Genomic DNA, 5,757 nt, shown 5'->3' on the forward strand with positions numbered 1-5,757 from the left:
CGGAGATATGGCGTTTTTCTATGACAGAAATGCTTTTTGGCACAACTACCAGGTGAATAACCTCAGGATTATTCTACTCAACAACCATGCGGGTGGGATCTTCAGATTGATCGACGGGCCTGCCAGACTACCTGAACTTGAAGAATACTTTGAAACCCATCAGCGATTAAGTGCGGGTTACCTTGCCAAGGATTTCGGATTTGAATATCACCTTGCCACAGACCAATTGAGTCTTGAAGCCGGCCTGAAAAACTTCTACGAAAAATCCCCAATACCCAAAATCCTGGAAATCCAGTCTGAAAGTGCCAAAAATGCAGAAATACTGAAAAACCTGAAAGCGGAAATTAAGAAGGTTTTTGAAGGGGAAAGTTAAAAATCTTGATACGCCTGAGCTCCGAATTGTTTTAAAATTGTGGGGCGTAAAAATCAATTGTCAAAAGCAGGTTTTTCTCGAAATTATTTGCCACTAGATTTATTCCCCTTCAATCGTTTTATTTGCTTATCAAAATCTGATTCATAGTTTTTATCTTGAAGGGTCCGGTATTTTTCAAACTCACCCTCCGCTTTTATTTTGGCTTCAATAGCACTTATCTTTCCTTTATCTTTCAATATTGGATAACTGGAAAGTCTTAAGAAATTCTCTAGAAATGCTTTCCATTCTTTCATTCGCATTACAATTCCCCTGATGGCGTTGTTTTCAGCCAAGTCCAGATAAGCTGAGACGATTCTATTAAGTTCTCCGATGTGTTGTTCGTTGAGATAATTTTTGTCTATACTCACATCCGACTTAAGGATTTTACCATCAGGCGCATGTTTCCAAGTCTTTAAGCCCATATACAGTTTGGCAGCATCTGCTTCTGTGTATATAATTTCTGCTGCAGTTTTACCTGTAATTGCCCAATGTAAAGCATTCTGAACGGATGCAAAAAAATCCTTAGTTTCAGGAGCTTCTTTTTCATAATCTGCCGCTAGCGCATAGATATCGGTTATTTTTTGATAAAATCTTCTTTCACTCGAACGTATCTCACGTATTCGTTCAAGTAATTCATCAAAATAGTCCTTTCCAAAAACCTGCTTCCCTTGTTTCAGTCGCTCATCATCCAACACGAAGCCTTTGATAATATATTCCTTAAGCGTTTTGGTAGCCCAAATTCGGAATTGTGTAGCCTGCAATGAATTGACCCGATAACCCACCGAAATAATCATATCAAGGTTATAAAAATCCAAGCTTCGCTCAACATCACGGTTACCCTCCTGCTGAACTGCTCGAATTTTTCGAGTAGTTGAATCAGGAGAAAGTTCAATGCTTTTATAAATTTCCTTGATATGGTAGGTAATCGTATGTGCTTCTACTCCAAACAAATGCCCCATTGCCTTCTGGGTAAGCCAAAGGGTTTCCTCCTGCAAGAGTACTTCGACCCTTACTTCTCCTTTTTCAGTTTTATAGAGTAAAAATTTATCCATGGCCTTGGGTACACAATTTATTCACCTCATAGTTTATTCCGATAAAAATATTCAATTTACCTGCATTTTTTAAGCTTGGCCTATCTTTATTTATAGATCAAGCACAGAAGAATTTTTTTAGCAAATGCAATTTTTCAACAAAAAATTCAATCCTCCTCATGGTCAAATATTGGTGAATAATCGAATAAAAAAATGAATGACATGAAATGGATTCCTCATTTAATTCACTAGTCTTTCTAATCTAATTGCTTCTGCACTATTTTTTCTGGAAAACCCTAACATAATCAATCAAAAACTTTTGACTTGTGATATTGGGATCCAATCCTTGGGCACCACCCCATCCTCCGCCCATGGCGAGGTTAAGGATGATATTTTGAGGAATATTAAAGGGCCATTCCTTTTCATTGGCGGTTTTATCATACAGATAATAAGGCACATCATCTACCAGTATGTTGATTTCGGTAGGTGTCCATTCCACTGCATAAGTATGCCATTTAGCAGCTATTTTACTCACATCTTTGGTATTGGAAATCTGATTCCCGATTTTAAAATAATAGGCAGGGGTATGAACTGTGGCATGGGCAATTCCATCTCCGGTTTCATCATCCACCTCATAGCCCACACTTTCAAGAATATCAATTTCCCCACTGTATGGCCAGTCTTTTTCATCTATATATGAATTGCCCAAAGTCCAACCTGCCGCCCAATTCCCTCTTTCTCTGGGTACCCAAGCCCTGAATTCAATTTTGCCATAAAGAAAAGCAACATTACCACGGGTGGTCAATCTTGCTGAAGTCCATTTGTTACCCAAATCCCCCTTTCTTGCCTCAATGACCAAAACACCATCTTCTATTCTGGCATTTTCAGGCCTGTTATCAGTATAGTACTGCAACTCATTATTCCCCCAACCCCAATTGCCAAAATCATAGGTCCATTTAGTTTGATCTATTTCTGTTCCATCAAACTCATCTGACCAAACCAACTCCCAGGCATCGCCAACATAATCCTGTGTCACTATCTCCTGAGACGCTTTGTGAGGCTTTATCAAGCTGAAAACCACATTGTCAATATCTACCGTACCTCTTGAAACATGTACCTTCATTTTGTGAAGGCCTTTATTAAAAGGACTTCCTTCTACAGAGAAGGATTGGATTTCAGAAGAAGGGTTTTTGGTCATTTTTCCGGTGACATCATAAGTCCTCCCATCAGGATTGTCATAGTAATCTTCTACCCAAACCTCCGAAGTATCAGAACCAAGAGGTAAGCCCATTACTTCTACGCGATACCTTCCTGCTTCTTCAAAATGCGCATCAATCGCCAGCCAGTCACCCTCAGATAAGGTAACAGATTCTCCTCCATTCGCCTGATTTAACTGAGCTTTATTCGACAGGTCATGAAAGCTTTCAGCCTCAACTACCAAAATATATGGATTTTCTTTTTCATCCTTTTGGATAGCATCCTCTCCTGTTTCTTTAGATGATGAGCAGCCAAAATATAGCCCGGAAAGCAAAAATATAATGGCAAAATTAGTGTGCTTGATGAAGGTATTTTGAAATTTGTTCATGGTTAGTTTAGGTTTTAGAAGGCTGATATAAAAGCTTATTGTTAAGCCACCATTTGGCATATGGGAATTATTCCATTTCTGAATTGATATTTAAAAAAGCCAACCTCTTCAGGTTGGCTATTAAATTGATTCAACTTTTAATTTTTCTGAAATACCCTGATGTAATCCACTACCATCTGTTGTGGAAAATTGGTACCGGAATCCGGACTTCCGGGCCAATTACCTCCTACTGCAACATTAAACAGGAAAAAATGAGGTTTTCTGAATTCATCCAATCCTTGAGGGGTTATATCGATTTGGTGATATTGCACATTGTCCAAAAGCCAAACGATTTTAGTTTCATCCCAAATGACTGAAAACACATGGAATTTATCGTTGAAGATACCTTGTGAAAGTGTAACTGAACCTCCAAAATTAGCATATTGTCCATTATTGTCCCAATGGACTGTACCATGGACAGTATTATCACGTCCATTGACACTGCCGCCCACCATTTCCATGATATCGATTTCACCACATTTAGGCCACCCTACTTCTGTAATATTGTCTCCCAACATCCAAATCGCAGGCCAAAGCCCTTGGCCTTTGGGAAGTACAGCCCTGATGTCAAATCTCCCAAAAGTGAAGGATTTTTGACCTTGTGTCTTTATCCTTGAGGAGGTATAATTTTTACCTCCTACACTTTCCTGAACAGCTTTTATGATGAGGTATCCATCTTTCAATTCAGTATTTTCTCTTCTGTAAAACTGAAGCTCATTATTGCCCCATCCGCAAAGATTGGGACATCCATCTCCCAATTCATGGATCCAATCATTGGAAAGGTTGGTTCCATTAAATTCATCTTGCCAAACCAGTTGGTAACCCTCATATGATAATGGACTCTCATATCCAACATTGGGAATTCCTATTCCAAGATCCTCATTCGAAATGGTAACCGATTCAGTGGATGATATAAAATCAGATTCTGTGGAATGCGCCTGAACGGTGATGGTATAGGTTCCGGGCTCTTGATAGTTGAAGGTAGCCGAATTACCTGTTGCCCGCTCTGCGATGGTGTTTGATAAACCAAAATTTACCCGGTAGAAGTTGGCATTTACCGCTAGAAAAGATGCTTTTACGGTTCCATTTTGCTCCTTTATTATTGAAACCTGAAGGTTGGAAGGAAGTAATACCTGATCTTGTTTTTCTTCTTCTCCGCATGATGACACCATCATCAAAGCGCAAATCAGATAAGAAAACATTTTAAATTTCATCATAATAATCATCATTTAGTCACCATCAGGAATCAACACAAATGTCCAGAAAACACTTCCATTATTGGTGATATCAATAGAAATAGTCAATTCTTCATTTCCCCCATCATTCGTATATTCTATAACTTCATAAGTTACTGATCTATTTTCAGCAGGTGGGCCCGCGCTGTATTCCCCACCATTATATGCTTTAGGGAGTGCAATAAATGCTCCCGTTCCGGTTACGGTGATTTTTGGATTTTCTGTAGATGTACCTTCGATAAAACTGAAAGTATGTACTCCCGGACCCCATGCCTCTCCGGAAGTCCCTACAAGGTTGGATGCCGGCTGACATTGTTCTACCGCCAATCCCATATAGAATTCTCCGAAAATGTCACCCTGTGCATCATACTCGAATTCACCATCCTCTCTAAAGATGAACAAGTCATTAAACAGACAAGGACGCTCACCTGAAATGTTATTTCCATTCGGATAGAACTGATCACTGCCCCGGGTTGGTCCAACTCCAAAAGCGCCTGCTGCGGGTTTGAGTTTCCAAGCTTTTTCACCACTACCAATCAAATCCTGAAGATTAAAAGCGATATCGCCTCCTGTATCGGGATCTGGATCCGGGTCAGGGTCTCCACCTCCATCGAATCCTTCTGGAATCAACCTGACATACCATGCCAAACCATCATTTGCCTGATCAATAAAACGGATAAACATTTCATTTTCTTCAAGACGTATAATCTGAAATGAATTTGTCCCGGCAAAATATCCAAGGAATCCCGGAGAAGTCAGATTCAAAACAGGAAACTCCCCCTCATCTTCTACAATGTTCCAAGTCAAGCCTCCAGGAGAAACAAAAGGTGCTGAAAGGTCCCCAACACCAGGGTCAAATGCTCCCGGGAAATTAGGCCCTTGAGCTCCATTAAGGTAAACAAACCCATTTGTCTGCCATTCAAATTTAAAATCATTTAAGTGAAAGGTGTACCTGTCAGTGTACATGCCACTTCCGGTTTTTTCATTTGCCTGTGCCTGATACCACTCAGGAAAATATCCTCCTGCCTGAATAGGATTTGGTCCGACTCCAAAATGGCCCAGTCTGGCAGAATCAACTACCCAGGTTTTTCCTTCCAGAGCATCAATCCCTCCTGTCAATAAGTTAAAGATAGGTCTGTCCAACAAGGTTGGGTCTGTCCGTTCTATAACAACCTCCAAAGTCGTACTTGCACTTCCCCCTCTATCAAATATCGTAAGGGTGACATTGAAAGTTCCTGCAGAGGGATAAATCCCAGTAACATTTTTGCCTGTTGCAGTAGCACCGTTACCAAAATCCCATTTCATCAGGAAGAACTCCTGATCTGCGGTGAAATTGATGATATTGTCATTTTCCGGACTTGATTGGAAAGTAAACCTCGCCGCTTGGTCAGGAGGAGTGGTAGCATCTAAACTGTACTCCTCAATACATGCTACCAACAGAATCACAGGCAGCAG

The 5,757-nt window shown here is 40.3% G+C and carries 4 protein-coding genes and 1 pseudogene; 1 reads left to right on the plus strand and 4 read right to left on the minus strand.

Annotated elements, in window-relative coordinates; all coding sequences use genetic code 11:
- Positions 1–373, plus strand: a pseudogene (locus tag ACEW8O_RS11160) (2-succinyl-5-enolpyruvyl-6-hydroxy-3-cyclohexene-1-carboxylic-acid synthase); the annotation flags it as partial.
- A gap of 83 nt (positions 374–456) precedes the next feature.
- Here ACEW8O_RS11160 and ACEW8O_RS11165 read toward each other — a convergent pair.
- The 4 genes from ACEW8O_RS11165 to ACEW8O_RS11180 all read right to left on the minus strand — a co-directional run.
- Complete coding sequence (locus ACEW8O_RS11165) at positions 457–1,464, minus strand: virulence RhuM family protein (protein WP_373494711.1); 1,008 nt, start codon at positions 1,462–1,464, stop codon at positions 457–459.
- A 256-nt stretch (positions 1,465–1,720) separates the two neighbouring features.
- Positions 1,721–3,028, minus strand: coding sequence for a family 16 glycosylhydrolase (locus ACEW8O_RS11170; protein ID WP_373494712.1), 1,308 nt, complete (start codon positions 3,026–3,028; stop codon positions 1,721–1,723).
- Positions 3,029–3,165: 137 nt separating this feature from the next.
- Positions 3,166–4,284, minus strand: a complete 1,119-nt coding sequence (locus tag ACEW8O_RS11175) for a family 16 glycosylhydrolase (RefSeq protein ID WP_373494713.1) — start codon at positions 4,282–4,284, stop codon at positions 3,166–3,168.
- A gap of 12 nt (positions 4,285–4,296) precedes the next feature.
- A partial coding sequence (locus ACEW8O_RS11180; RefSeq protein WP_373494714.1) for a PKD domain-containing protein occupies positions 4,297–5,757 on the minus strand: 1,461 nt, incomplete at its 5' end.

The sequence above is a fragment of the Aquiflexum sp. genome (assembly GCF_041749095.1).
In the GTDB taxonomy this organism is placed as follows: Bacteria; Bacteroidota; Bacteroidia; order Cytophagales; family Cyclobacteriaceae; genus Aquiflexum.